This is a genomic window from Amycolatopsis thailandensis (assembly GCF_002234405.1).
Lineage (GTDB): Bacteria > Actinomycetota > Actinomycetes > Mycobacteriales > Pseudonocardiaceae > Amycolatopsis > Amycolatopsis thailandensis.
The window spans coordinates 32800-58018 of the sequence record NZ_NMQT01000097.1; the positions used below are offsets into that span (position 1 = coordinate 32800).

Annotated in this window: 26 protein-coding genes; 12 read left to right on the forward strand and 14 right to left on the reverse strand. The window is 68.6% G+C overall.

All coding sequences use genetic code 11. The features are described 5' to 3' along the window. Window positions 1-2 precede the first annotated feature (2 nt). Entirely contained in the window at window positions 3-599 is a 597-nt protein-coding gene (locus tag CFP71_RS26755; protein ID WP_093936703.1) for a DUF4383 domain-containing protein, read from the reverse strand. A 186-nt stretch (window positions 600-785) separates the two neighbouring features. Here CFP71_RS26755 and CFP71_RS26760 point away from each other — a divergent pair, with 186 nt between their 5' ends. Then, window positions 786-1706, forward strand: a complete 921-nt coding sequence (locus tag CFP71_RS26760; RefSeq protein WP_093936704.1) for a serine hydrolase — start codon at window positions 786-788, stop codon at window positions 1704-1706. A gap of 66 nt (window positions 1707-1772) precedes the next feature. Then, on the forward strand, window positions 1773-2615 hold the full coding sequence (locus CFP71_RS26765) for an oxygenase MpaB family protein (protein WP_093936705.1): 843 nt from the start codon (window positions 1773-1775) through the stop codon (window positions 2613-2615). Window positions 2616-2989: 374 nt separating this feature from the next. Here CFP71_RS26765 and CFP71_RS26770 read toward each other — a convergent pair whose 3' ends face one another. Together CFP71_RS26770 and CFP71_RS26775 are read right to left on the reverse strand one after the other, a co-directional pair. Beyond that, entirely contained in the window at window positions 2990-4207 is a 1218-nt protein-coding gene (locus CFP71_RS26770) for an alpha/beta hydrolase (RefSeq protein ID WP_093936706.1), read from the reverse strand. A gap of 136 nt (window positions 4208-4343) precedes the next feature. Next, on the reverse strand, window positions 4344-5291 hold the full coding sequence (locus CFP71_RS26775) for an alpha/beta hydrolase (protein ID WP_093936707.1): 948 nt from the start codon (window positions 5289-5291) through the stop codon (window positions 4344-4346). 143 nt (window positions 5292-5434) lie between these two features. On the opposite strand from CFP71_RS26775, the gene CFP71_RS26780 reads away from it, so the two are divergent. From CFP71_RS26780 to CFP71_RS26800, 5 genes are all read left to right on the forward strand, one after another. Continuing rightward, the gene (locus CFP71_RS26780) at window positions 5435-5902 is read left to right on the forward strand and encodes a MarR family winged helix-turn-helix transcriptional regulator (RefSeq protein WP_093936708.1); all 468 of its coding nucleotides are present in this window, start codon (window positions 5435-5437) and stop codon (window positions 5900-5902) included. 27 nt (window positions 5903-5929) lie between these two features. After that, window positions 5930-6778, forward strand: a complete 849-nt coding sequence (locus CFP71_RS26785) for an SAM-dependent methyltransferase (protein WP_208636045.1) — start codon at window positions 5930-5932, stop codon at window positions 6776-6778. A gap of 223 nt (window positions 6779-7001) precedes the next feature. After that, the gene (locus tag CFP71_RS26790) at window positions 7002-7538 is read left to right on the forward strand and encodes a PadR family transcriptional regulator (RefSeq protein ID WP_093936709.1); all 537 of its coding nucleotides are present in this window, start codon (window positions 7002-7004) and stop codon (window positions 7536-7538) included. 10 nt (window positions 7539-7548) lie between these two features. Then, window positions 7549-9567 carry an NADPH-dependent 2,4-dienoyl-CoA reductase gene (locus CFP71_RS26795; protein WP_093936710.1) on the forward strand — a complete coding sequence of 673 codons (2019 nt, stop codon included), beginning with the start codon at window positions 7549-7551 and terminating at the stop codon, window positions 9565-9567. Window positions 9568-9615: 48 nt separating this feature from the next. Continuing rightward, window positions 9616-10569: a prephenate dehydrogenase gene (locus CFP71_RS26800; protein WP_093936711.1), complete on the forward strand. Its 954-nt coding sequence runs from the start codon at window positions 9616-9618 to the stop codon at window positions 10567-10569. Between the two features lie 69 nt (window positions 10570-10638). Here CFP71_RS26800 and CFP71_RS26805 read toward each other — a convergent pair whose 3' ends face one another. Together CFP71_RS26805 and CFP71_RS26810 are read right to left on the reverse strand one after the other, a co-directional pair. Then, complete coding sequence (locus CFP71_RS26805; RefSeq protein ID WP_093936712.1) at window positions 10639-10869, reverse strand: antitoxin; 231 nt, start codon at window positions 10867-10869, stop codon at window positions 10639-10641. A gap of 62 nt (window positions 10870-10931) precedes the next feature. Next, entirely contained in the window at window positions 10932-11864 is a 933-nt protein-coding gene (locus tag CFP71_RS26810; protein WP_093936713.1) for a TauD/TfdA dioxygenase family protein, read from the reverse strand. Between the two features lie 722 nt (window positions 11865-12586). On the opposite strand from CFP71_RS26810, the gene CFP71_RS26815 reads away from it, so the two are divergent. From CFP71_RS26815 to CFP71_RS26830, 4 genes are all read left to right on the forward strand, one after another. Further along, entirely contained in the window at window positions 12587-12904 is a 318-nt protein-coding gene (locus tag CFP71_RS26815) for a hypothetical protein (RefSeq protein ID WP_093936714.1), read from the forward strand. Window positions 12905-13080: 176 nt separating this feature from the next. Further along, window positions 13081-13308, forward strand: coding sequence for a DUF397 domain-containing protein (locus CFP71_RS26820; protein WP_093936715.1), 228 nt, complete (start codon window positions 13081-13083; stop codon window positions 13306-13308). Between the two features lie 43 nt (window positions 13309-13351). Further along, on the forward strand, window positions 13352-14221 hold the full coding sequence (locus CFP71_RS26825) for a helix-turn-helix domain-containing protein (RefSeq protein WP_093936716.1): 870 nt from the start codon (window positions 13352-13354) through the stop codon (window positions 14219-14221). 64 nt (window positions 14222-14285) lie between these two features. Further along, window positions 14286-15191, forward strand: a complete 906-nt coding sequence (locus CFP71_RS26830) for an SAM-dependent methyltransferase (RefSeq protein ID WP_244199841.1) — start codon at window positions 14286-14288, stop codon at window positions 15189-15191. Here CFP71_RS26830 and CFP71_RS26835 read toward each other — a convergent pair. Genes CFP71_RS26835 through CFP71_RS26850 form a run of 4 tightly spaced genes read right to left on the reverse strand, consistent with a single transcriptional unit; the run spans window position 15188 to window position 19258 of the window. After that, the gene (locus tag CFP71_RS26835) at window positions 15188-15526 is read right to left on the reverse strand and encodes a hypothetical protein (RefSeq protein ID WP_093936717.1); all 339 of its coding nucleotides are present in this window, start codon (window positions 15524-15526) and stop codon (window positions 15188-15190) included. The two genes, CFP71_RS26830 and CFP71_RS26835, sit on opposite strands and share 4 nt — an antisense overlap. A 45-nt stretch (window positions 15527-15571) precedes the next feature. Continuing rightward, complete coding sequence (locus CFP71_RS26840; RefSeq protein WP_093936718.1) at window positions 15572-16582, reverse strand: MerR family transcriptional regulator; 1011 nt, start codon at window positions 16580-16582, stop codon at window positions 15572-15574. Continuing rightward, window positions 16569-17255 (reverse strand): HEAT repeat domain-containing protein, encoded by a 687-nt coding sequence (locus tag CFP71_RS26845; RefSeq protein ID WP_093936719.1) that lies wholly within the window; start codon window positions 17253-17255, stop codon window positions 16569-16571. The genes CFP71_RS26840 and CFP71_RS26845 overlap by 14 nt, the downstream gene beginning before the upstream one ends. A gap of 38 nt (window positions 17256-17293) precedes the next feature. After that, window positions 17294-19258 (reverse strand): FUSC family protein, encoded by a 1965-nt coding sequence (locus CFP71_RS26850; RefSeq protein ID WP_093936720.1) that lies wholly within the window; start codon window positions 19256-19258, stop codon window positions 17294-17296. A gap of 49 nt (window positions 19259-19307) precedes the next feature. Here CFP71_RS26850 and CFP71_RS26855 point away from each other — a divergent pair, with 49 nt between their 5' ends. Further along, the gene (locus CFP71_RS26855) at window positions 19308-19748 is read left to right on the forward strand and encodes an SRPBCC family protein (protein ID WP_093936721.1); all 441 of its coding nucleotides are present in this window, start codon (window positions 19308-19310) and stop codon (window positions 19746-19748) included. 288 nt (window positions 19749-20036) lie between these two features. Here CFP71_RS26855 and CFP71_RS26865 read toward each other — a convergent pair whose 3' ends face one another. The 5 genes from CFP71_RS26865 to CFP71_RS26880 all read right to left on the reverse strand — a co-directional run bounded on the left by CFP71_RS26865 (window position 20037) and on the right by CFP71_RS26880 (window position 25051). Next, complete coding sequence (locus CFP71_RS26865; protein ID WP_093936723.1) at window positions 20037-22565, reverse strand: CHAT domain-containing protein; 2529 nt, start codon at window positions 22563-22565, stop codon at window positions 20037-20039. A gap of 114 nt (window positions 22566-22679) precedes the next feature. Further along, the gene (locus CFP71_RS26870; RefSeq protein ID WP_007030725.1) at window positions 22680-23159 is read right to left on the reverse strand and encodes a hypothetical protein; all 480 of its coding nucleotides are present in this window, start codon (window positions 23157-23159) and stop codon (window positions 22680-22682) included. After that, on the reverse strand, window positions 23156-23761 hold the full coding sequence (locus tag CFP71_RS26875; RefSeq protein WP_007030724.1) for an RNA polymerase sigma factor: 606 nt from the start codon (window positions 23759-23761) through the stop codon (window positions 23156-23158). Before CFP71_RS26875 ends, CFP71_RS26870 begins: the two co-directional genes overlap by 4 nt. 329 nt (window positions 23762-24090) lie before the next feature. Further along, the gene (locus CFP71_RS44290; protein WP_167406288.1) at window positions 24091-24264 is read right to left on the reverse strand and encodes a hypothetical protein; all 174 of its coding nucleotides are present in this window, start codon (window positions 24262-24264) and stop codon (window positions 24091-24093) included. A gap of 115 nt (window positions 24265-24379) precedes the next feature. Beyond that, complete coding sequence (locus tag CFP71_RS26880; protein WP_244199842.1) at window positions 24380-25051, reverse strand: SGNH/GDSL hydrolase family protein; 672 nt, start codon at window positions 25049-25051, stop codon at window positions 24380-24382. Window positions 25052-25219: the final 168 nt, after the last annotated feature.

Genomic DNA, 25219 nt, shown 5'->3' on the forward strand with positions numbered 1-25219 from the left:
ATCTAGTGGGCGAGGCCCGGCGGCCGCTCTTCACGAGCGACGGCCGGGCTTTTCTCATGCTTCGGCCGTCGTGAAGTGTCCGGGACGGGTTCGACGACGGTGGCGCTTTCGGCGCGGTCCGTCACCACGGTCTCCTCTTCGTCCTCCGGCAGCAGGACCTTGTGCCGAGCGGGCAGGAAAGCGATCACCAGCCCGAGCGCGGCGAGACCGAGGTGCACCCAGTTGTCCGGCCCGTTGAGGTTGAACGGGTTCCCCGCCTGCGAGACGGGGTTCGTCGAAACGGTCCCGGTGATCATGAGCCCCCAGACGAACAACGCCCCGAAGGCGATGAACGTCAGGAACCCGAAGACCCGGGACCTGCCCGACCCGAAGGTCAGCAGCAGACCGATCGCGCCCAGCAGGACGAACCCGAGGTTGTAGAGGGGATTCACCGAGATCCCGAGGACCGTCGCGTCGCTGCGGCCGATGAAATCGGCGAACCCGGTCCTGGTGAAGCCCACGATCCCGAACACCAGGTACGCCAGGCTCGCGAGTCCGGCGAGGACCTGCGCGGGCTGGAGCCCCGCCGTCCGGATACGAGCGCGTTGTGCACGTGCCATTGCTCCGCCTTCCAGAGTTGGCCACCTAAATTCACGCTGGGGGTCACATACCCCGAGGATCTCCCGGACAAACCGGAAAGCAACGCCGCGCGTTCGAGGGGTCACGGATTCCGCCTTCAAACGAGACCTGCGTCACACGAATAGCCCAGTCGCGAACACGAAAGAGTGGTTCGGACAACAAGTCGTGTGGGCAAGGTGAGCGGAGTCTTCCTCCTGGTGGGGCTGTGCCTGGGAGCCATCCTCGCGATGCTGCTGTTCCCGTCGTCGCGACCCGAGCCCTCGTCGGTCGCGGTCGCGGCGTCGGGTGCCACGGCGATGAGCGTCGAAGCCGAGCCCGTCGATTCCCCGGCGCCGTCCCCCTCGGCGGCACCGGGGTCGCCGGCGCCCTCGAAGTCGGCCGTTCCCGGCAAACCGTCGACCGTCGACACGTCCGCTCTCGCCGACCTCGTCCCCGGCGGCCAGGTCAGCGTGGTCGTCTACGACCGCACCGCCAAGAAGAACACGGTTTCGGTCAAATCAGAACGTTCTTACACCTCGGCGTCGCTCGTGAAGCTCCTCATCGCGCTGGAAGCACTGCAAGCGGGAACACCGTCGAGCACCGTGCAGCGGATGCTCTCGGTCAGCGACGACGACATCGCCAGCAGGCTGTGGACCACGCACGGCGGACCCGCCATCGTCACGAAGTGGGCCACCAAGATCGGCCTCGCCGGCACCCGCCCGCCCGAGGATCCCGGACGCTGGGGCGACACCCGGATCACCGCGGCGGACATCGCGAAGGTCTACCGCTACCTGCTGGACCAGGTGAGTGCCGGGACCAGGTCGACGATCATGCGGGCGTTGAGCGGCGCGACGGAGAACGGCTCCGACGGGATCCGGCAGTACTTCGGCATCCCGGACGCCGCCGGCGAACTGCCCTGGTCGATCAAGCAAGGCTGGGCGTGCTGCCGCGGCTCCCGGATCCTGCACAGTTCCGGCGTGGTCGGAAAAGACGACCGCTACATCGTCGTCGTCCTGACCTCCCAACCGTCGTCGTCCACCTATCCCGGTGCCGGCCGGCAGGTGACCGAGGTGGTGAAAGCGCTGCTCCCCGCGCTGGACCCGGCCTGAGCCGCTATTGACGACCTGTAAACAAGGTGGGACAGTGGCCTCACGCCACTCTTCCGGGAGGTCGTCATGAGCACCGAAGCCCGCCTGCCCACCGTGACCCCGCTCGGCCCGGATTCCGTTGCCTGGCAAGTGGTCGGCGACCGGAGACTGCTGCTCGGCGCGGGGACGGCGTTGCTGTTGCAGGTCGCGCATCCGGTGATCGGCGCCGGTGTCCACGACCATTCGAACTACCCCGAAGATCCGTGGGGCCGCCTCGACCGGACCATCGATTCGTTGCTGTGCCAGGTTTTCGGCGGCCGGGAGGCGATCGTGGAGGCCGAGCGGCTCCGCGAGATGCACAAGGCGATCAAAGGCGTCGACCATCACGGCGAGCGCTATCACGCGCTGAATCCCGAAGCCTATTGGTGGGTGCACGGATCGACCTTTTGGACGACGCTGCGCATGCGGGACGTCTTCGTACAACCCTTGTCACGTGAGGAAAAGAGCCGCTTCTACGCGGAATGGCGGCGCCTCGGCCTGCTCCTCGGTCTCCGTGAGCACCACATGCCCGCGGACCACGAAGGATTCGAGACGTACTTCGACGGCGTCGTCGCGAACCGGCTCGAAGACAACCACACCGTGCGGGAGCTGCTCGCCTCGATCACCATGCGGGACACCCCGCCGCCACCGTGGTGGTTCCTGCCGGAAGCTTTGTGGCGCCCCGTGCGACCGGCGGGCGGGAACGTGCTGACCCTGTGCGCGATCGGCCTGCTGCCCACGGCTCTCCGCGACCGGTTGAGTCTCAAGTGGACGGACGCGGACGAACGGCGCCTCCAGCGGCTCGGCGCGATCACGAGGGCGGCCGGGAACAGGGTTCCCGACCGGCTTCGCTTGTACCCCAAGGCATACCGCGCCAAGCGAAGTTATTGAGAGGCAAGGCAAATATGGCGTGATCGAGTCTCCTGCCGAGCATGGCCTTCGCGGCACGGATCGAACTGGCCCGCCGGAGCCGGTCGCGACCTCGACCGTCCACAAGGGACACTTGTGTTAAGTGAAACGCCCGTTTTGGTCACTTTGCGCGATTTTGCGAAGGGGTCGTGAGTGGTAAGGAGGGTTAGAACCCTCCTTACCACTCACGACCCCTCCCCGAAAACCCCATATAGTCACAAATCGTACATTCTACCGTCCCATGTGGACACTCTGGCGCGCCTGGTCGCCGTCCAGTCCGGAACCATGTGCTCAGACAGCGAAGAGGGCCTGCGCGGCAGGATCGACCATGCCATATTCGGCTTATCGTCCAATAGCTACTCGACGACGTCGACCAGCGCGCCCTTGGCGCCGGTGTTGGGCAGGGGCCACGGAGTGACCCCGCCGCTGGAGACGATCTTCTTGTCCTGCGGCGCGCACGGCGCCACGGTCCGCGCGCCGATCCACGCCAGCACGTCGGGAATCTGCGTCTTGAAGGTGTTCATGTTGTGCCCGGCGTCCGGGATCCGCCACGACGAGAGCGTCGCGGGCGCGCGGATGCCCGACTGGATCTGGTCGATCGAGAAGCTTTCGAAGCTTTCCTTCTCGCCGGCGATCGCGAGGATGTCGACCGGCGCCGGGTGCTTCTGCAGGTTCAGCGAGACCGTGTTCGCGTCGATGATGTCCTGCCTGCCCTTGAACAGGTTCTCGGTCTCCGCGTCCACCGAAGCCTTGTAGTAGCCGCTGACGCTCGCCGCCTGGCCGTACCACTGCGGATGCCGGGTCACCAGGTTCATCGCGCAGTACCCGCCCGAGGACCAGCCCGCCATCGTCCACGCCTTCCGCTGCGGGTTGGCGCCGAGTTTGTCGATCGCCCAGTCACGGATGTCGGCGGTCAGGTAGGTGTCGTTGGCGGTCCCGTTGACCTCGTCGATGCATTCGGTGTCGTGACCGATCTTCGGTTTCCCGGTCGGGTCCGGGATGATCACCAGGGTCGGCGGGAGCACGTGCTTCGCGATGGCCGCGTCGAGTTTGGCGGGCATTTCGTAGGGGCCGGTGACCACTTCGGGGCCGGACGGGTAGTTCGGGATCCATTCGATGACCGGGAACTTGAGCGACCGGTACGCCTGGTCGTAGTACTGGGGCGGGAAGTACACCGTGACGTCGCGGGTGAGGCCGGTGCGCTTGCCCGTCACCGTCATGTGCACGACGGAGCCCTTGCCCTCCTTGGCCCGCATCGCCCCGGCGTCGCGCAGCTTGTCGAGGTCCGAGCCGTTCTCCCCGGCGACAGCGTTGACATTCTCCCCGGAATAGACCCCGGTGCCGAACAGGGCGCCGACCGTCGGGAAGAACCCGCCGATCATGTTCCCGCCCATCCCGGTGCTGACCACGATCAGCACCACCGCGACGAGGATCGTGCCGCTGCGGCCGAGCACCTTGCGGCGCCAGCGCTCCCAGAAGAACGGCACGGCGACGATCGCGAGCAGCGCCAGCACCACGACGACGATGAGGTTCAGCGTGGAATCGAGCCGGATGGCACTCAGTCCCAGTCCCATGGCGATCGTTTTCCTCCCCGGCCGCGGCACGCCCCCGCACCGCACTTCCCACATCTGGACCAAGAGACGTGCGACCACCGGGAAGTGTTGTCCAGGGTGACACGGGTCACCCTGGACAAACCGTGTTCCGGGATACTCAGCCCTCGAGGGCGGTGCGCAGCACGCCGATCGCCTGCTTTATCGCCGCGTCCGCGGCGTGCGTTTCGCGCAGGGTGTTGAGCATGACGAAGTCGTGGACGACGCCCTGGTATCGCACGGCCGTCACCGGCACTCCGGCCTGACGCAGCTTGGCGGCGTACGCCTCGCCCTCGTCGCGCAGGACGTCGGCTTCCGCGGTGATCACCAGCGCGGGCGGCAGGCCTGCCAGCTCGTCGAGGCTCGCCCGCAGCGGCGACGCGGTGATTTCCGCGCGCTGCGCCGGGTCGGTCGTGTACTGGTCCCAGAACCACTTCATGCCTTCGAGGGCGAGGAAGTAGCCCTCGGCGAACCGCTGGTAGGACTCGGTGTCGAAGTTCGCGTCGGTGACCGGGTAGAAGAGCACCTGCTGACGGAAGGTGACGTCGCCGCGCCGCTTCGCGAGCAGGGTGAGCGCCGCGGTCATGTTTCCGCCGACGGAGTCACCGGCGATGGCGATCCGCGTGCTGTCGAGCCCGTTCTCGGCGCCGTGCTCGGCGACCCACTTCGCCACCGCGTAGTTCTGCTCGATGGCGACCGGGTAGCGAGCTTCCGGGGAGCGGTCGTATTCGGGGAAGACGACGGCCGCGCCCGCGCCGACGGCGAGCTCGCGGACCAGGCGCTCGTGGGTGTGGAAGTTCCCGAAGACCCAGCCGGCGCCGTGGATGTAGACGATCACCGGCAGCGGACCGGTGACGCCCTGCGGCCGGACGATGCGGACCTCGACGCCGTCGACGTGCGTGGTCTGGACGTCCGCGGCGGGCAGTTCGACGTCGCCGCCCTGGACCTCGTCGACGGCCTTGCGGCCCTCGTCCGGCGGCAGCTGGAAGAGGAATGGCGGGGTGGCTGTGGCCTCGACGAAGGCCTGCGCGGCCGGTTCGAGGGCCAGGTTGTGCGGGTTGGCGGTCATTTCTGCCTCCTGGGATCCGAAGTCGATGAACTGAAGGTAGCTCGCAACTCAGTTGTGCACAACTAAAATGCCCTCAAGGAGATTTAGCCCACTCAGGTCGCGGACTGGGGCATGATCGACGCACCATGGGACGAGGAGGACCGATGCCGACAGACAACACCGCGTCGCTGTGCCTGGACGATCAACTGTGCTTCGGGCTCTACGCGGCATCGCGGGCCGTGACCGCGCTTTACCGCGTCGTACTCGACGACCTGGGCCTGACCTATCCGCAGTACCTGGTGATGCTCGCGCTCTGGGAGGAGGACGAGCGGCTGGTCAAGGAACTCGGCACCGTGCTGAACCTCGACTCCGGCACGCTGTCGCCCCTGCTCAAGCGCCTGGAGAAGGCCGGACTGATCCGGCGCGACCGGCAGGCCGACGACGAGCGGTCCGTGCGCGTCAGCCTGACCGAGGACGGCGCCCGGCTCAGGGATCGCGCGAGCGGGATCCCGAAGATCATCGGCGACGCGATGGGCCTCGACGCGGCCGGGCTCGCCCGCACCCGCGCGGAGCTCGATCGCTTGACCGAATCCGTGAACGCCTACCGCCAGACCTACGTACCGGCCGGTTAGCATGGGATTTCCGGCGCGGACAAAGGGATGACGATGATCGATCACGACGCGGCGCTCAAGGCCGTCGAGAACAGCTTGGACCGGCCGTCCGCGGCCCGGGTCTACGACTACTTCATCGGCGGCGAGACCAACTACGCCATCGACCGCCTCTTCGCCGAGAAGGTACGGAAGCGCCTGCCGCTCATGGGCGACTACTGCAAGACCAGCAGGCAGTTCCTCGGCCGCGCCGTGCGGCATTGCGCGGAGCTGGGCATCCGGCAGTTCGTCGACATCGGCTCCGGCCTGCCGACGGCGGGCAACGTGCACGAGGTCGCCGACGAGGCGCGGCCGCAGGAAGACACGCACGTCCTCTACATCGACAACGAGCCGATCGCGCTCGCGCATTCGACGCTGCTGCTCGCCGACACCGCCGACCCGGACAGGCACCACGCGGTCGCCGCGGACCTGTTCGACCCCGAGGGGCTCTGGGAGCGGGTGATGGACTCCGGCATCATCGACGTCGAAGAGCCCATCGCGCTGGTCGTGAACGCGGTCATGCACTTCATCAAGGACGAGCAGGACCCGGACGCGCTGCTGGACTTCTACCGCGAACGGCTCGCGCCGGGGTCGCTGCTGGTGCTCTCGCAGATGACCAACGAGAACCCGGCCAACGACGAGGAGCGACAGGCGCTGCTCGACATCCTGGAGTACTACGAGACCACGACGAACCCCGGTTTCCTGCGCACGATGGACGAGTTCCGGCGGTTCTTCGGCGGCTGGCCGCTGCTGGAGCCGGGCCTGGTCTACGCGCCGGCGTGGCACCCGGACGAGAAGACGGTCTTCGCCGCCGCCCCCTCGGAGTCGCGCGTCATCGGGGGCATCGCCCGCAAGCCGTGACATTGCCGCGCGCTGCCGAAAACCTTCCGCAGGGCGCTGGAACACAAACCGCGAGCGTGATCTGAAAGGCGCCCTACAAAGGTTTTCGGGGGCCTTCGGCCCAAAAAAGGCGCGCGGGTGAAGTCTCCGTCGGGCGCTGAGCGCCCTTTGGGAGACCTTTCGGTGCCGTGACCTGGCTCTCAGTGCACTTGTAGTGCAACTAGGTGCATATGAAACTGGGTGCATGGCACTGGAGCACGCGATCCTGGTCTCCCTGTCCGAGCGGTCCGGCTCGGGCTACGAGCTGACGCGCCGCTTCGAGAAGTCCATCGGGCTGTGGTGGAACGCCACCCACCAGCAGATCTACCGCGTCCTCAAGCGGATGGAGGACGCGGGCTGGGTCGCCGTCGACCACGTCGCGCAGTCCGGGAAACCCGACAAGAAGGTCTACACCGTCGGCGACGCGGGCCGGGCGGAACTCGCCCGCTGGCTCGCCGAACCCGATCCCGCGGCCACGGCCCGGGAACTCGCCGTGAAGATCCGCGGCGCGACGCTCGGCGAACCCGGTGTCGTCGCCGCCGAGATCACCCGGCATCGCGACGCGCACGCGGCCCGCCTCGACGCCTACCTGCTGATCGAGAAGCGCGACTTCCCCGACCCGAGCGTCCTCAGTGGACAGTCGCTGCATCAGTTCCTCGTGCTGCGCGGAGGAATCCGAACCGAACAGGGCCACGTCGAGTGGCTAGAGGAAGTCCTCCAGGCATTCCACCACGATGCGTAAGGACCCTGCGATGAGCCAGTACCCGAACCTGCTGTCCCCGCTCGACCTCGGCTTCACCACCCTGCGCAACCGGGTGATCATGGGCTCGATGCACACCGGCCTCGAAGACAAGGAAGCGCATTTCCCGCAACTGGCCGAGTACTACGCCGAACGCGCCCGCGGTGGCGTCGGGCTGATCGTCACCGGCGGGTTCGCGCCCAACCGGACCGGCTGGCTCCTTCCGCTGGCGTCGAAGCTCTCGACGCGCGCGGAAGCCGAGGCGCACAAGCGGCTCACCGCTCCGGTGCACGAGGCCGGTGGCAAGATCGCGCTGCAGATCCTGCACGCGGGCCGGTATTCCTACCATCCGCTGAGCGTTTCGGCGTCGGGGATCAAGGCGCCGATCAACCCCTTCAAACCGCGTGCGCTTTCCGGGTACGGCGTGCTGCGGCAGATCCGCGCGTTCGCCGATTGCGCCTTCCTGGCCAAGGAAGCGGGCTACGACGGCGTCGAGATCATGGGCTCCGAGGGCTACTTCATCAACCAGTTCCTCGCTGAGCGGACCAACAAGCGCACCGATAAATGGGGCGGCAGCGCGGAGAACCGGCGCCGGATCGCCGTCGAGATCGTGCGCCGCACAAGGGAAGCGGTCGGCGAGGACTTCATCATCATCTACCGGCTGTCCATGTTGGACCTCGTCGAGGGCGGCCAGAGCTGGGAGGACGTCGTCACGCTGGCCAAGGAGGTCGAAGAGGCGGGCGCGACGATCATCAACACCGGCATCGGCTGGCACGAGGCGCGGGTGCCGACGATCGTGACGTCGGTGCCGCGCGCGGCCTTCACCTGGGTGACCGGGAAACTCAAACCGCACGTCGGGATCCCGGTGGTCACTTCGAACCGGATCAACATGCCCGAGGTCGCCGAGCAGGCGCTCGCCGGCGGCGACGCGGATCTGGTGTCGATGGCGCGGCCGTTCCTCGCCGACCCGGAGTGGATCCGCAAGGCCGAGACCGGGCGCGAGGACGAGATCAACACCTGCATCGCCTGCAACCAGGCCTGCCTCGACCACGCGTTCAAGCGGAAACTGGTGTCCTGCATGGTGAATCCGCGCGCGGGTCACGAGACGACGCTGACCTTGTCGCCCACCCGGAAGACCAAGCGCGTCGCCGTCGTCGGCGCGGGACCCGCCGGGCTCGCGGCCGCGACCGGCCTCGCCGAGCGCGGGCACACCGTCGAACTATTCGAGGCCGACGACGAGATCGGCGGGCAGTTCGGGATCGCGCGGAAGATCCCGGGCAAGGAGGAGTTCGCGGAGACCATCCGGTACTACCAGCGACGGCTGGAGGTCACCGGCGTCAAGGTCCACCTCGGCGCCCGCGCGACCGTCGAAAGCCTCGCCGAGGCCGGGTTCGGCGAGGTCGTGCTGGCCACCGGCGTGGCACCGCGGGTGCCGTCGCTCCCGGGGATCGACCACCCCAAGGTTCTGTCCTATGTGGACGTCGTGCGGCACGGGAAACCGGTGGGCGGCAAGGTCGCCGTGATCGGCGCGGGCGGGATCGGCGTGGACGTCAGCGAGTTCCTGACGCACACCACCTCCCCCGCGCTCGACCTGGACGCGTGGATGGCCGAATGGGGCGTCACCGATCCCGAGCGGGCGGCGGGCGGGCTGACCGAGCGGAAGGTCGAGCCGTCACCGCGACAGGTCTTCCTGCTGCAACGCAAGAAGTCCGGCATCGGCGCGGGGCTGGGCAAGACCAGCGGCTGGGTGCACCGGGCCGCGCTGAAGGCGAAACGCGTCGAGCAGCTCACCGGGGTCACCTACGACCGGATCGACGACGACGGCCTGCACATCACCGTCGGTGACAAGCCGAGACTGCTCGATGTGGACACCGTCGTCGTCTGCGCGGGCCAGGAGCCGGTGCGCGACCTCGCCGACGGCCTGCGGGCGGCCGGGGTGGCGGTGCACCTGATCGGCGGCGCCGACGTCGCGGCCGAACTGGACGCCAAACGGGCCATCGATCAGGGAACGCGCCTCGCCGCCGTTCTCTGACGAGTGGCGCCCGAGATGGCAGGATGAACCCTTGTGCGGGACGTATGCGTGATCGGGCTCGGGTTGATCGGCGGTTCGCTGCTGCGCGCGGCGCATTCGATCGGCCGTACCGCGTTCGGGGCGACGACCTCCGAAGTCGACGCGGACGCGGCCAGCAGAGCGGGTTTCGACGTGACGACGCAGGTCGAAGCGGCGCTGAGCAAGGCGGCGGAGCGGGACGCGATGATCGTCCTCGCGGTGCCGCTGCCCGCGGTCGAGGAGGTCCTTCGTACCGTTTCGCGGGTCGCCGGGCATTGCGTGCTCACTGACGTCACCAGCGTGAAGGGCCCGGTGCTCGACTCTGTCCGGCGGCGCGCGCCGTACGCGAAGTTCGTCGGCGGGCATCCGATGGCCGGGACGGCGGAGTCGGGCTGGAAGGCGAGCAACCCGGCGCTGTTCGGCGGCGCCGCGTGGGTGCTCGGCGTCGAGTACGACACCGATCTGACGGCGTGGGCCGAGGTCGCGCGACTGGTGTTGGACGTCGGTGCGCACGTCGTCCCGCTGCCCGCGGACTCGCACGACGAGACGGTCGCGCGGATCTCGCATCTGCCGCACATCTTCGCGGCCATCCTGGCCACGATCGGCGCGCAGGGCGGGCCGCTGGCGATGTCGCTGGCCGCCGGGTCCTACACGGACGGCACGCGGGTGGCGGGGTCGAGCCCGGCGCTGGTGCGGGCGATGACCGAGGGCAACCGGGACGCGCTGCTGCCGATCGTCGACGAGGCGCTCGGAAGGCTGGGTGCCGCGCGGGGTTCGCTGGCGTCCACGGGTGGCCTGGCGGTGACGGTCAACGCCGGTCACGAGGGCGCGCAAGCGTTTGCCACCAGCAAGGACGCGGAGCGGGCCGGGGTGCGGGTCAGCCTGACGGCCCCGGACGCGCGGGACGGGTTGATCGCGCTCGGCGAGCGCGGCGGCCGGATCACGGCGATCGAAGGCGACACCGCGATCGGCGAGGTCTCCTAGCGCGTTTCGTCCTCTGAATGCGGTAGTTGCACGCGCAAGGACCGCATCCAGAGGACGAAATGCGAGGGGTTACTGACCCTGGGGCGGCTGCTGCTGGTTCTGCGGGGTGTCGGGGGTGTCGTCGAACTTGTTGATGAAGTCCTTCGCCTTGCCGACCCCGGAGTCGATCTGGGAGTCGTGGCCGGAGAACTTCGACTTCGCGAAGTCCGCCGCCTTGTCCAGGCCGCCTTCGATCTTGTCGTTGTGCTCGCGGAGAGCCTCGGTGGCCTTGTTCTTCAATTCGTCGAAGTTGATGCCCATGCCCTAATCGTCACACAGGTACCGGCGGACCCGCCTCGACGATCACCCGTCATGGGGACGCCTCAGAACGGCCGGTCGCCGACGATGGCGACACGCTCGGCCACTCGCGCGTACGGGTGGTAGTCGTTGACCGCGTAGTGCTGGGTGGCGCGGTTGTCCCAGAAGGCCACCGAACCGGGCCGCCAGGCGAAGCGCACCTGGAACTCCGGGACGTGCGCCCGGCTGAACAGGTACCGCAGGAGCCTGTCGCTCTCGTCGCGGTCGATGCCGGCGATGTGGGTCGTGAAGGCCTGGTTCACGAAGAGGGTGCGCCGACCGGTTTCCGGATGCGTACGGACGACCGGATGCTCGACCGGCGGGAACGCGTCCTGGTGACGCAGTAGCAGTTCCGGGTCGGAGAAGCGGGCGAAGCCGGGGATGAAGTCGTGCACCGCGGTCAGTCCGTCGATCCGCGCGCGGACGTCTTCCGGCAGGTTGTCGTAGGCGGCGGCCATGTCGGCCCACATCGTGTCGCCGCCGATCGGCGGGACCTCGATCAGCCGCAGGACCGAGCCGAGCGCCGGCGCGGGGCGGAACGTGACGTCCACGTGCCAGATGTTCTCGAATCCGGGCATGGTCGCCGACCTGGTGAAGCGGGTGGTGTCCTCGGTCTCGCCCTGGGGGATGAAGGGGTTCGTCTCCAGCTCGCCCCAGTTGGCGGCGAACGCGCGCTGGTGCGCCGAAGTGATGTCCTGGTCGCGGAAGAACAGCACCTTCCACTCCAGCAACGCGCGGTTCAGCTCCGCGTGGAGGGCGGGAGTCAGCGGCCGAGCGAGGTCGACGCCGTCGATCTCGGCTCCGATCACCCGGCCCAGCGGGCACAGCGCGAAAAGCTCGTACGGACGTTCTTGGACGCCCTCCGGCAGGCGCCGCAGCACGCGCGGTCCTTCGAGGATCCCGCCGTCGGGGACGGTCGCGGGGCGGAGGCGGACACGGTCGGGCAGTTCGATGGACATGATGCTCCCTGGATTTCATCTGCGGACGAAGTGGCGGGGTGGGAGCTACGCGGGCGGCGAGCCCAGACGTCCACGGCGCAGGAGCAGTGCGGCGACACCTTCGCTCGCCGAGCGGGTCGGCGAGGACTTCAGGATGACGGACACGTCTTCATGGTGGGGACCGGGAGGGAGCGGGGCAACCTCGTCCACAGGGCGGGACGCCGGGTGGTGACACGATCGGGTCGAAGTGGCGGGATCGTGTATCCACGGAGATGATCCTCGCCTCTTTTGATCTTTTTCTCGACGCCTCCGTCGAATACACTCCAGAAATAGAGTTTTCGATTCGACGGGAATGGCCCACACCGGGCCGCATTCATGCTTACCGCGAATATTCGAGAATTGCCACCAAGTACAGGATTCGATGCAGAAGTTCTCGCCTGACCAGTGATTTCACTCGAAAGTGGCTATCTTCGAATATTCGAAAAGAATCCCCCCGGAAACAGTGGGCGAATCCCACCCCGGAGTCGCGCTCTCAATTACTGGTATGGAAGACTTGCCGTAGTGGAACTCGAATTCGAATATTCGACTCCGCGGTAACGAAAGCGGCGCGGCCCTCCGGCTAGGAAGGGGCCGCGCCATCATCGTCCATCTCAGCCATTCCGGAGGACAATATGAGCACCCTAGACCCCACCTGTTTCGCGGTGCCACCGGAACATGCCCATGATCACCCACCCGTGCCTCCGATGACACCCACCGGGTCGCGCGTGGTGGTGATCGAGTTCGCCGAGTCCGGGCCCTCGCTGCGGCGTATCGAGGTCGCGGAGGTGACGTTTCCCGAACGGCCGTCCGGCCGCCGCAGGCATCGACGCTCGCGTCTGGCGGACTCCCGGCCGGTCGCCCTGCAGGCGGGTCTGCTCGTGCTGATCGCGGTCGTCGCCGTGGTCAACCCGGCGGCGGGCGCGGGAATCGCGGGCACGGTGCTCGCGGGCGCGTTCGGTCTGGCGGTCACCCGCGGTCCTCGTGCCGGCGGTGACCCGAAGCGCGACGAAGACCTTTCCTGACCTGGCGGTGGTGGCCCGGCTCCACTCCGGGCCACACCCGTTCCGGCCTTCAGTAGTCTTGCTCGACCACATTGGAGTGAACATGCCCCGGATCGATTCGCCCTCGACTTGCGTATCGAATATTCGACGCCCACTCTGGAATCGAATATTCGACTCGCGGGCTCTGAGGGGGAGCGATGCGGTTCCAGGATTCGACGCCGTCCACGACCGGATTCGACGGGAGCGGCTGGCACCGCTCGACCTACAGCGGTCCCAACGGGGGCACTTGTGTGGAGGTCAACTCGACCGGTCCACGGGTCGGGGTGCGCGACAGCAAACTCACCCTTTCACCGGTTCTGACCTTTTCCCCGCCGGGCTGGCGGGCCTTCCTCGACCTCGTCCGTCAGGACTCCATCGGTACTTAGGCCGTCTCCGCCACCTCCCGGACATCGCGGGGCGGGACGGCTGATGGCGCCGGAACAACCGACCCATACGGACGAGACCGACCGGGTCCGGCTCGGCAAACTGCTGCGGGCCGCACGGAAACGAGCGGGAATGACACAGGTCGACGCCCGGAACCTGATCGGCAAGTCGCAGAGCACAATGGCGAAGATCGAGGCCGGGACGACCTCGATCTCGCGCGAGTCCCTGCAGAAGCTGATCGCCGTGTACGAGCCTGCGGCGGACGACGTACCCACCATGTGGGCGCTGTGGGAGAAGACGAGTTCTCCGGCACGGCTCCGCCATGGCAAGCGCATCGGCACACCGGTGTGGTTCGGGGAGGTGCTGGACAAGGAGTACCAGGCCGACGAGCTCTGGTCATGGACGGGGGAACGCATCCACGGGCTGCTCCAATGCGAGCCCTACATGATCGACCAGTTCGACGGGGAGGGGCGAGGGCCCGAGATCCACCCGCGACTGTCCCAACGCCGGAAACGGCAGCGTGTGTTCGAGGACGCGGACAAGAGCTTCGTCTTCCTGTTCAGCGAGTCCGCGCTCGACCGGTTGTGCGCCCAGACCGCCCATCGCCACGTCGTCACGGAGCAGCTCAGGCACATGGCCGAACTCGCCGAAAGGGACAACATCACGATCCGCGTCGTGCCGTACGGCGCCGTCGCCTACGTCGACTCGGATTTCATCATCCTGCGGAACGCGGACGGTGACGACGCCTACAGCGAGTACCTCACCAACGTGAGCTGGGCGAACGCGCGCGAGCTGACGACCTATCACGAGGCGTGGGACGCGATGCTGTCGATCTCGTCGAGTCCCGAGGACACCCTCAAGGACCTTCGCAGACGGTACAAGCTCGCCGACCCGGGTGACCCTGATGGTGGATGAGATGTCCTCCAAGTGCCGTCTATCGCTGCCTGCCACCCAGCAACTACGTTCAGTGAGGGATGTCATGGTCCAGACGCGGGAGGGGATGGCTGTGGCCGAGGAGGATGTCGACGCGTATCCGCCGCCGGGCATCGACATGCGGCGCCCCAGCGTCGCGAGGGTCTACGACTACTACCTCGAAGGCACGGCGTCGTGGCAGATCGACCGCAAGTTCGGCGACAAGGTCCTCGCCGAGTTCCCGATGCTCCGGCCGATCGCCAAGGCCAATCGGGTGTTCCTGCACCGGGTGGTACGTAACCTCATCAAGGCCGGGGTCACCCAGTTCATCGACATCGGTGCCGGGCTGCCCACCATGCAGCACGCGCACCAGGTGGCCGACGACCTCGCGCCGGGGAAGACCAGCGTGGTGTACGTCGACTACGAACCGGTCGCCGTCTCGCATTCGCAAGGCCTGCTGGAAGAGCACGGCGATCCACGGCGCCACGCCGCGGTGCACGGGGACCTCCGCGCCCCGGACCGGCTCTGGAAACAGGTGGCGGACACCGGCATCCTCGACCTGGACAAGCCCGTGGCGATCCTGCTGATCGCGGTGCTGCACGTCCAGCAGCCCGCGTCGGCGCGCAGCGGGGACAGCGGCGACGTCGGCCCCGCCTCGGTCGCGCGGTATCGCGAACTCGCGCCGCGCGGGTCGTACCTGGCCATCTCCCACATCACCGACGAGGGTGTGCCGAGCCACTACGACAAGCAGCTGGTCAAGCTCAAGGAGATGTACGACAGCAACAGCAGCCCGGTGATCTGGCGCAAGCAAGCCGAGATCGAGGCGCTGTTCGGCGACTTCGAACTCATTTCCCCGGGCCTGGCGTGGACGACCGAGTGGCATCCGGAGGACGCCAGCCCCACCGAACCGGAAATCGCCTTCGCCAGCCCTAACGAGTCACTGATCCTCGGCGGTGTCGGCCGCAAACCCTAGCGTCGCCGCTCGTAGGGGAAGCTTCCCGACCAGGTGTTCCGCTCCTCGCGCGGCCGCAACGCCTCGGCGAGCACCCACTGCGAATGCGTCGTGCCGCCACGGCCGACCGGGCCGAGTTGGAAGGTCACCCAGCCGACCCAGTGCGCCGTCGTCGTCGCCCGCCACATCCCCAGCAAGCCGGGGACGGTGCCGGTCAGATCCAGGCCGTCGGGGAGGCGGGTCTTCGAGGCGCTGACGGGGTAAACCAGCTTGAGGTCGACCCAAACGGGCTGATGGGGCCGGACCATGTGCAGGTGACGCGGCCCCGGCGGCAGCGTGTCACCAGTGTCGAGCATGCGTCGATTATGCGTGAAAACTCGAACATGGGTTCGAGACTATGCTCACCCTCCCCCATCCGGGTGGGTGACCAAGGCCCCCGCGAGGGCCGAAGCGAGGAGGGCGACGGCGCGTTCGTCGTCCTCGGCCAGGTCCAGCAGGACGCCCTTCGCGAGGTCAGGCGGCATCTCGGCGAGGGCCTGGGTCAGGCGGATCCGCGCCGCTGGTTCCGCGGTGGCGAGCTCGCCGGTCAGCTCGCCCATGATCCGATCCGCGCGTCCGGCGTCCCTGGCCAGGGTTCCGAGTACCTCGGCCGCCTCGACGTCGGTGGTGCCTTCGACCACCATGCGGACGAGGGTGGGCACGGCTTCGGTCCGGCCACGCGAACCGACGGCCAGGGCGGCGCGGGCGCGGACCGCCGAGTCCGGGTCGCCGAGTGCTTCCGTGAGTGCCGAGGTCGCTTCGTCACCGGGTATCCCGGCGAGCGCGTGGACCGCGCGCCGCCGGACGTCGACGTCCTCCGAACGCGCGCCGGACGCGAGGCTCGCCACTCCCTCGCCGCCCGCCCGCGCGAGGGCCCACCGCAAGGCGCCCGCGACGTTCGGATCGGCTTCGGCGAGGACCGCCCCGGCCAGCAGTTCGGTGGGCATCGGCACGTCCTCCGGGGAGAGGATGGCCTGTTGCCGCCGCGCGGCGTGGGGCGAGTTGAGGCCGCGCAGGAGCTCGACGATGCGCAGGACGCCCTCCCAGCCGAAGGGCGCCGAGGCGTCGACAGCGCGGAGCCTGTCGAGCAGTTCCTGTTCCCGGTTCAGGCGTTCCTCGGTCCGCCGGATGAGGTCGCCGACCAGATCGGACGGCTCGAAGGCGGGATCCGCCATGGCGCGTCCGATCTGGCGCAGCGACAACCCGAGGGAGCGCAGGCTCTCCACGTGGAAGATCCGGCGGATGTCCTCGTCGGAGTACTCGCGGTAGCCGCCGACGGTGCGGCCCGTCGGGCGCACCAGCCCGAGGGAGTCGTAGTGCCGGAGCATCCGGCTGCTCACCCCCGAGCGGCGCGCCACCTCACCGATCAGCATCGTGTTCCCTCGTTCGTTCCGGGCCGAGCGCGGCGATCCGTTTCGCCTCGTCGACGGCCGGGTCGAAATCGGCGTCCGGGTCGCGCAAGAGCCGTTCCGTGGCGCGGGCGTGCACACGCACCTCGGGGTCGGCGCTCGCCAGGCCCTCGCGCAGGGCCGGCTCGATCTCGTCTCCGAGCGCGACGAGTGCCCTGCTGAGACTTAGCCGCATCGTCCGGTCGCCGCGACCGAGTTGCGCGGCCAGGTCCGTGGCCAGGCTTTTCCGCTCCCCGTCGGGGACGAGGACGACAGCGGCACGCCAAGCGCTTCGCGCGACCTCGTCGTCGGCGTCGTGCAGCAGCGACCGGGTGATCGCGGGCCACGTGCCGGCGTCCCCGATCTTGGACAGCGTGTGCAGCGCCTGGCTCCGGGCCTGGGCGACCTCCGAACCGAGCTCCGCCAGCAGTGCCGGCACCGTGGTTTTCGACGGCAGGCGGGTCAACGCCCAGGTCAGCATGTCCCGGACGAAGAAGTCCGGCTCGATCGCGCAGCGCGCCACGAGCGTGTCGACGAACCCGGCGTCCGGGTGTGTCCCGGCCGCCAGCGCCGCTTGGAGCCGTGTCGACGAGCTTTCGGAACTCAACGCGTCCAGCAGGCGCGTGTCCGTCCTTTGTGTCGTGTTGATGGGGATCACCTCCTGCCATCAGTGAAGACCTTGTCACGATGTCAAGGTCAAGCCCGACGGTGATAGGGAAGGAATCGACGGACCAGCCGCAGCGGCGCGCGCTCGACGAGGTCGGGACCTCGGACGGCGTCGAAGGCGGCGCCGATCTGGTCGACGACGCCGGAGAGCTGTTCGTTGTCGGGCATCGGCATCTCCGCCGGGTCGCGTTCCTCGCGGATGGCGGCCGCGAGTTCGGCGAGCGCGGCCGTCAGCAGGGCGATCTCGTCGTCGGCCGGGGCCGGGGCGCCACGGCCGAGGGTGACGCCGACCTCGGTGACGGCGTCGGCGACGCGTTCGAGTCCGGCGATCACCGGCCACCAGGCGACGGCCTGCCGTCCGGCGGCGGAGGGTTCGACGACGACCTGCTGGAACGCGGTCCGCAGGTCGGCCAGTGCGCGATAGGCGCGGCGGCGGGCTCGTGAGCGTTCCAGCCGGGCTTCGCCGGACGGCGCGAGCACGAGACCCTTGTCGACGTATTTCACCAGGCTGTCGAGGCCGTCGGCGAGCCGTCCGCCGACCTGTGGGCGACGGCTGCCCGGCCACAGCAGGTAGCCGAAGAGCAGGACGATCGCGCAGCCGAGCACGGTGTCGACGAGCCGCGCGAGCACGACGTTCCAGCTTCCGGTGCTGGCGAGGTCCATCTGCAGGATGATCAGCGGCGTCACGAAGGCGCTGAGGATGCCGTAGTTGCGGACCTTGCCGACCGCGACGCCGCCCGCGAACACGGCGATCAGCAGGACCAGCAGCCAGCCTTCGCCGCCCGCGGCGAGCACGGCCGCGCCGATGCCCACGCCGATCACCGTGCCGATGCCGCGCAGGACGGCGCGGCCGAAGACCGAGCCGAAGTCCGGTTTGAGGACGATGCCGACGGTGAGCGTGATCCAATAGGAGCGCTCGAACGGGACGAGCAGCGCGACGATTTCGGCGATCGCGACGCACAGCGTGAGACGGAGCGCGGCGAACCAGGTGAGCGGGCCGGAGATGAGCGAACCCGCCCAGGCGCGGAGGCGTTTGTGCCACGGCTGGACCTCGCGCCGTTTCCGGTCGTCGCCCTTGGTGATGCGGGCGAGTCCGGCGTAGAGCGCGGCTAAGACCGGGTCGGCGTCTTCGGGCGCTTCGGGTGGCTTCGGCGGCTCCTGGTTCGCGAGGACGGCGGCCGAGGTCGCGATGAAGTGGTCGATCACGTCGCGTGGGGCCTGGCGGCCGGCGTTGACCATCGCGACGGACGCCTCGACGGCGGGGGTGCTGGCGGACAGCAGGTTGAGCAGCTGGCGGTAGGTGGCGTCGCGGCCCGACAGCCAGGACCGGGCGGTGAGCAGCCGGTCGTAGGCGGTGTTCATCGCCGTCGTGAGCTGGTGCCGCGCGACGCGGGAGGTGGCTTCGTCGGTCGCGGACAGCATCGCGGCGAGTTCGACGTAGACGTGGGCGACGGCGCCGCGTTCGGGGCTGGTGGCGCGGAAGGTCCAGGTGGCGAGCGCGATGAGCAGACTCCAGGCGGCGCCGACGCAGAAGTAGCCGAGGAGGATTTCGACGCGCAGGCCGGTGACGTGCTGGCCGGTGCCGAGCACGCAGAAGACGAACATCTGGAGGCCGGCGACGGAGGCGTTGCTGCCCGCCGCGCTGATCAGTGCGGAGATCGCCGCGACCGCGACGACGACCGGGATGGAGGCGGCGGGGATGCCGCCGGTGATCAGTCCGGCGAAGTAGCCGACGGCGGCGGCCGCGGTGGCGCCGCCGAGCCGCCGGGCGCGGTAGCGGTACGGGCCGGCGGATTCGGACAGGACGGTGGGCAGGGCGCCGGTGGAGATGAGCGCGCCGACGCCGATGTCGCCAAGCGCGTAGCCGACGGCCAGCGGCACGGCGAGCGCGAGGACGGCGCGGGCGACCATGTTCCACGGGATGGGAACCGGTGTGCTGCGCAGCAGCTGCACCAGCCAATGCGGTGCGGCGATCTCGCGGCGCGTCGTGCTCACGCCTCTATCTTGACTTATCCGTGGCGGTGGGAGCGGTTATCGTCGCCACATGGGCAAGACGTACTCCTTCGAGATCAACCGGACGAGCACCGCCTCGCCCGCTTCCCTGTTCGCGCTGGAGGCCGACGGTTCCCGGTGGTCGGAATGGGCGAAGCCGATCGTGTTCCACTCGCGCTGGGCGCGGAAGCCGGACGCGGACGAAGTGGGCGCCGTCCGGGCTGTCGGCCTGTGGCCGGTGTACATCCACGAAGAGACGCTGGAGTACGAAAAGGACCGAAAGCACGTCTACGGCTTCGCGGGCCTCGCGCCGCTGAAGGACTATCGGGCCGAGGTCTCGTTCACGCCGAACGCTTCCGGCGGCACGGATCTGCGCTGGACCGGCCGGTTCACCGAATCGGTCCCCGGCACCGGCGCCGCCGCCTGCAAGGCCCTGCGCACCGTGGTCTCACTCCTGGCGACCCGCCTGGTGAAACACGCCGAACGCCCCTGACCCCACCCCCCACCCGTCCCAGGGGGGCGACCCCGAGTCCAGTCTATCGGGGGTGGGCGACGGGGAAGGCGGATCGGCGGAGTTGTCCACAGGTGGCGAAGGTTGTGGACAAGTCCTGTGGGTAGTTGAAGGACGCCTTAGCCGCGTAGGACTCGGCGAAGGGACCTTTCGCGGCGTGGGATGTGGCGAAAGCGTCCTTCACCGCGTCGCACGTGCCGAAAGCGTCCTTCACCGCGTCCCACGTGCCGAAAGCGTCCTTCACCGCGTCCCACGTGGCGAAAGTCCCCTTCAGCCCGCCCCCAGGCACAGGAAGGGGCGCCGCAGCGGATCGGCGGCGGTCGCCTTCGCGAGCGCCAAAGCGGGTGCGGTCCCCGAAGCCAGCCGACGGTGCAGGTCGGACATCGCGTCGGCGGCCGCCTTGTCCCCGACCCGCGCGATCGCACCGATGACCGTCCGCGAGCCGCTGGCGAGCAGCGTCCCGGCGAACCCGAGCGCTTCCTCGCCCGGCCGGATGTGACTCATCGCGAGTTCGCACGCGGCCAGCACCACCCGTTCCGGCGGCTTCGCGAGCCGGGCGGTTTCGTGCGCGTACAGCGGGCCGTCGACGAGTTCCAGCCGCGAGAACAGCGCGTTCGCCGGTTCGTGCGCGCCGTGCGCGACCAGGTGCGCCATCCCGGAACCGTCCAAAGCGGACAGTACGGTCTCGCTGGTCGCGTCCTTCCCGTCGACGAGCCGGGCCTGCGGGTACACCGTCCGCAGGTTCCGCACCTCACCGACCGAACCCGGCACGCCGGGACCGCCGGCGAGCAGCACCGGACCGGAGTTCCGCCGCCCGGACGCGGTCACCCAGGCGGTCGCCGACGGCGCGATCGACACCGGATGTCCGTGCAGCGAGGGCAAAGCGCCCCACGGCAACGCGTACAGCGAACCGATCGGCACGATGATCAGCTCGCGGTTCTCCAGCGTCTTCGCCAGCGACGCGGAGATCAGCTTGTCGAGTTTGTCTGCTCGGCGTCGCGCGGAGCCGGTGACGACCTCGACCAGCGGCGCGGGCAGGTTGTCCGGGGCCAGCGCGTCGAGGTCCGCGTGCAGCTGGCGCGCGGTCTCGACGATCTCCGCGAGCGGACCCAGCTTCACCAGCCGGAACCGGCCGCGGTCGACGACCACCGCGTACAGGGTGTCGTTGTACCCCATCAGGCTGACCAGCACGCGATCCCCGAGCCGCTCGACCACCTCTTCGGGCGCCGAGACCGGCCGCGGACGACCCCACTGGCTGGTGTACCACCCGAGCCGGGTCGCCTCCCGCTGCAACCGGTCGTAGCGCTCCTCGAGTTTCCCGACCGGCTCGCCGGACAGCCGCCGCGCCTGGATCGTCCCTTGCAGGTGCCGCATTTCGTTGATGTGCCGGGCGAGCGCGGGGTCTTCGATGACCGGGAGCGGTTCGTAGCGGTACACCTGCGCGCGCGTGCGTTCCAGCCACGCGAACAGGCTCTTCGCCCCGGCGCCGCTGCGCCTCGCCTTCTTGAGCACCAGCCTCAACGCGAGTTTGCCCAGTTCCTCGCCATGCGCCGCCGTCCCGCAGACGAGGTCGAGCCCGCCCATGCGATCGCGGATCTGCCCGAGTTCCGCCAACCCTGCCCGCGCCTGCGCGAGCGCCGAACGCGGCCGGTGGGACGCCACGGCGAGCTCCGCCCGGCACAACCGGAGCAGCATCCGGTGGTCGATCGGCGTGGTCTGCCGCGGTTTCGGCACTTGGGCGAGGAGTTCCTGCGCGGCGACCGTCTCGTCGCGACGGAGCAGCAACCGCACCGCGAACATCCTCGCCGCGCCCGCTTCGTCGCGCAGACCGAGTCCGGCCAGCCGGATGGCGAGATCGGCGAGTTGTTCGGGCAGTTTCCCGGACGGCTTCTTCTCCCTGTCCGCCAAGACCTTCACCGCGTCCGCGCGGAGCCGGGTCAACTCGGCGATCTCCGCCCACCGGCCGTTACCGCGCCGCAGGAAACTCCGCCGTGCGGACGTCGCGAGCTTCTTCGCCAGCACGTGGTCACCATCGAGGATGGCCGCCCCGGCTCGCGCGACCTCCGCTTCCGCGACGACATGGTGCGCACCGTTGCCGCGGAGTTCGGGGATGGCTTCGTCGAGGTGTCGTGCCGCCTCTTCGGCGAGACCGGCGGTGAGCAGGGCCTTCGCCTGGTCGAGCCGGACGAGCGGCAGCGAGCCGGGCCCGTCGGTGACGAATATCGAGGCCGCCTGCTCGTAGTGCCGGAGCGCTTCGGGGATGTCGCCGAGCAGCTGGGCGTGATCGCCGAGGTTGTGCCGGATCTTTCCTTCGAGACGGCGGTGACCGTACTTGACCGCGATGTCCAGTGCGCCGATCAGATCCTTGTAGGCGCCATCGGGATTGGTCATCTGCAGATGCAGCCACGCCCGGTTCATCATGTTCCGGGTCAGGAGCAGGCTGTGGTCCTCCACCTCGTCGACCAGGCTGGGGAGCACCGCGTCGTAGAGCGCGAGAGCCTCCTCCAGCCGCCAGATCCGCATCAGGACGACGGCGCGCTGGAGGACGACGGTGAATCGGAGCAAGCGCCTGGTTCCGCCTTCAGGCAGCGAAAGCCGCACTTGTTCGGCTTCGTCCAGCCGGGCGAATCCGTCCTCTTGGGACAGAACCTCCGCCTCCGCCGCGGCGAGGCTGATCAGCACCCGGACCCGGATCTCCAGCCGTTCCGGCCCGGCGGCCGAGACCGGCCCGAGGCGGGTCAAAGCGCGCTGCAGCAACTTGATCGCGGCGCCCGGGCCGTGATCGGCGGCGGCGGCCATCGCCTGACGATGAAGCTCCGCGGCCTCGGCTACGGGATCGACGACAGGAGGAGACGGCGCGGGCACACGCACTATGGGAGCACACCCACGCCGCATAACGGAACAGCCGTCCGGTCAGAGCACCACTGTCGGGGTCACGACCGTCCGGCGGCAGGTCACGTCACCGAGGTGGATCACGATCTGGGTGGTCCCCTGGGGAACGTTGTCCAGCACGAACCGGCCTCCCTCGTCGGCGGTGGTGGAACTCGTGCCGTGTTCGGCGACGCGGACCTCCACCCCGTACTCGCCGGCGGGCACGAGCCAGCCGTCGATCCGGTGCTTCTTGCCGATCTTGGTGAGGTTGATCATCACGGTCAGGTCGCTGACGGTGAAGGTGATCGTGCCGGTGTCGCTGCCGCGGACGCCGGCGGTGGCGTCCATCCGTTCCCAGCGGGCGACCTCGACATCGAGGTTTTCGAGCGCGAGCGCGAACTGAACCCGCTGCACCAGGTCTCCCGGTGGCGGGTCCAGTTCGTCCATGAAGCGCCCGATATCGGCGAGCAAGGCCTCATCGCCCGGGGAGGTCATCTCCCCCGGCGTCCCGAGGTCGTTCATCGGCTTCCCCCTTCGTGGGCCAGTAGGTCGCGCATCGATTCGAGGCAACGGCCCCTGGTCGGGCCGACACTGCCGCGCGGCATGCGGAGTGCTTCGGCGACCAGCTGGTATTCAGCCCGCCCGGCGAGCACGGTCAGCCGAAGGAGCTGCTGACAGCGGTGCGGCAAGCGGAGGAAGGCGCGCCAGACCCGGCGATCCCGGTCGGCGCGGACGGCTTCCTCTTCGGGGGCCGGATGGGTGCTCTCCATGCTTTCGGCCAGCTCGTCGGTCAGCGGGACGGGCTGGGCGCGGCGGCCGAAAGGATGTTGGGCTTCACGTCTGGTGGTGGTGATCAACCAGGCGGCGAGCGCCTTGGGATCACGCAGTTTTTCGAGCTGACTGAACAGGGCGAGCCATACCGTCTGGACCACGTCCTCGGCGGTCAGGCGATCGAGCCCGTTCGCACGCGCGACATGCCACACGAGCGGGGTCAGCTCGTGCACAAGTCTGTCCATCGCCTGGCGGTCACCGGCCCGCGCCGCGCGCATGCAGGCGGCATGCAGGTCGGCACCGGTCAGTCCTTCCCATGGCGGGTCTACCTCGGTCGTTTGCACGTCGGTCACCGTATCTGCCCCACTTCGGACGTGTCTTCGTGTCGGCGCTGGCAGTATCGCGGGCCCTTCGGGGAGAAGGAGCGTGCAAGAGGCTCTGGGATACATCAAGTCACTAACTTTTTTGTCGAGTTTCGGTCGTCCCTCACGGTCTGGGGCGGGACAAAGGCACCGGCCGGCGCGAGTAGGTGTGGACTGCGCACCGGCCGGTCCTTTTTTCCCTCCCCCCGGGCCCGCTCCCCAACGGGCCCGCGTCCAGGTGTCCCCCTCCCCCGAAGGAGCACCCGGAGGTGATGTCCGGAGGCCCCCTCGGCCTCCGGACATCACCTGTCTGTGTCGTTTCAGTTCACCGGCGGTTTGGTGCCGTTCGGCTCCCAGTTGCCGTCCGGGCGGACACCACCGGGACGGGGCGGGACCGGCGCCGTGATCGGGCCCGGCTTCGGGGTCGTCTCTTCGAGGTCTTCGGTGGCCGTGGCCTCGTCGTCGACGGGTGCGGTGTTGGTCTCGGTCGTCATCGGGTTCCCTCATTTCCTCGACTGCTCCATAGGACGCAACGAGGCTGCCACCAGATACACGCAGAGCCAGCTTTTTCGCGGAAATTTCTTAATCTGTGGCAGGCGAGTGACCTGATCAGCGCTTTTGCGACCAAATCGTGTCACTGAGTAATTGACGGCTCACGTCAGCGAGTTGTTCGGCCCAGCGCCGGTAGCCCTCGGGACCGGGGTGGAAACGGTCTTCGGCGAAGGTCGCGGGGTCCAGCATCGCGGCGGGCATCGGGACGTGGACGACCCCGGGCAGCGATGCCAACCGGGCGGCCGCCGCGTCGAGGGCGGCCGATCTCGCGCCGAGGACGTCGCGCAGCGGACGCGGTAGCGCGGGGAACCGGCCCATCGGCGGCACGCCGGCCAGCACCACCGGGATCCGCCCGGCGCGACGTCGCACGGAGACGACCAGGTCGAGCAGGTCACGCCGGTAGCGCGTGGCCGAATGCAGTTCGATCGTGTCGTTGACGCCCAGCGCGATCACCACGAGGTCGGCCGGTCCGAGCAGCGGGAGCAGCTCCTCGCGCACGACACGGGCGTTGGCCCCGGTCTTGCCGACGGCCTGCCAGGCGACCGCGCCGCCGTCCCGCGCGAGTTCGTCGGCGAGCCGTCCGGTCAGCGCCTCGGCGTGTGTCGCCGCGCCGACACCGTCCACGGTGGACTCGCCCAGCACCGCGAGCCGCGCCGGGCGGCCGTCACACGCGACCAGGCCGCTGACCGGGCCCGCCGCGGCGGGCAGCCTTGGTGTCGTGCGGCGCACCCGGACGGCTTACGCGAGCAGGATCGGGACGAGCACCCTCGCCCCGCAGATCCCCTGGCCACAATAATTCCGTGTTTCGTCAGACCTAAAATACGTCCTGTTTGAGTAGCTTGCTGATGTCTAATTGTGCGCAAATACACATAAAATATCTTAATACTTGCGTGTTAC

Bases quoted from the DNA above. Each gene is read 5' to 3' on its own strand.
- CFP71_RS26820 (WP_093936715.1), top strand. From the start codon at position 13,081: ATGCGGTTCCAGGATTCGACGCCGTCCACGACCGGATTCGACGGGAGC.
- CFP71_RS26790 (WP_093936709.1), top strand. From the start codon at position 7,002: ATGGCACTGGAGCACGCGATCCTGGTCTCCCTGTCCGAGCGGTCCGGC.
- CFP71_RS26755 (WP_093936703.1), bottom strand. From the start codon at position 599: ATGGCACGTGCACAACGCGCTCGTATCCGGACGGCGGGGCTCCAGCCC.
- CFP71_RS26785 (WP_208636045.1), top strand. From the start codon at position 5,930: ATGACGATGATCGATCACGACGCGGCGCTCAAGGCCGTCGAGAACAGC.
- CFP71_RS26865 (WP_093936723.1), bottom strand. From the start codon at position 22,565: ATGGCCGCCGCCGCCGATCACGGCCCGGGCGCCGCGATCAAGTTGCTG.
- CFP71_RS26795 (WP_093936710.1), top strand. From the start codon at position 7,549: ATGAGCCAGTACCCGAACCTGCTGTCCCCGCTCGACCTCGGCTTCACC.
- CFP71_RS26825 (WP_093936716.1), top strand. From the start codon at position 13,352: ATGGCGCCGGAACAACCGACCCATACGGACGAGACCGACCGGGTCCGG.
- CFP71_RS26830 (WP_244199841.1), top strand. From the start codon at position 14,286: ATGGTCCAGACGCGGGAGGGGATGGCTGTGGCCGAGGAGGATGTCGAC.
- CFP71_RS26855 (WP_093936721.1), top strand. From the start codon at position 19,308: ATGGGCAAGACGTACTCCTTCGAGATCAACCGGACGAGCACCGCCTCG.
- CFP71_RS26805 (WP_093936712.1), bottom strand. From the start codon at position 10,869: ATGGGCATCAACTTCGACGAATTGAAGAACAAGGCCACCGAGGCTCTC.
- CFP71_RS26815 (WP_093936714.1), top strand. From the start codon at position 12,587: ATGACACCCACCGGGTCGCGCGTGGTGGTGATCGAGTTCGCCGAGTCC.
- CFP71_RS26810 (WP_093936713.1), bottom strand. From the start codon at position 11,864: ATGTCCATCGAACTGCCCGACCGTGTCCGCCTCCGCCCCGCGACCGTC.
- CFP71_RS26835 (WP_093936717.1), bottom strand. From the start codon at position 15,526: ATGCTCGACACTGGTGACACGCTGCCGCCGGGGCCGCGTCACCTGCAC.
- CFP71_RS44290 (WP_167406288.1), bottom strand. From the start codon at position 24,264: ATGACGACCGAGACCAACACCGCACCCGTCGACGACGAGGCCACGGCC.
- CFP71_RS26780 (WP_093936708.1), top strand. From the start codon at position 5,435: ATGCCGACAGACAACACCGCGTCGCTGTGCCTGGACGATCAACTGTGC.
- CFP71_RS26770 (WP_093936706.1), bottom strand. From the start codon at position 4,207: ATGGGACTGGGACTGAGTGCCATCCGGCTCGATTCCACGCTGAACCTC.
- CFP71_RS26775 (WP_093936707.1), bottom strand. From the start codon at position 5,291: ATGACCGCCAACCCGCACAACCTGGCCCTCGAACCGGCCGCGCAGGCC.
- CFP71_RS26870 (WP_007030725.1), bottom strand. From the start codon at position 23,159: ATGAACGACCTCGGGACGCCGGGGGAGATGACCTCCCCGGGCGATGAG.
- CFP71_RS26840 (WP_093936718.1), bottom strand. From the start codon at position 16,582: ATGCTGATCGGTGAGGTGGCGCGCCGCTCGGGGGTGAGCAGCCGGATG.
- CFP71_RS26765 (WP_093936705.1), top strand. From the start codon at position 1,773: ATGAGCACCGAAGCCCGCCTGCCCACCGTGACCCCGCTCGGCCCGGAT.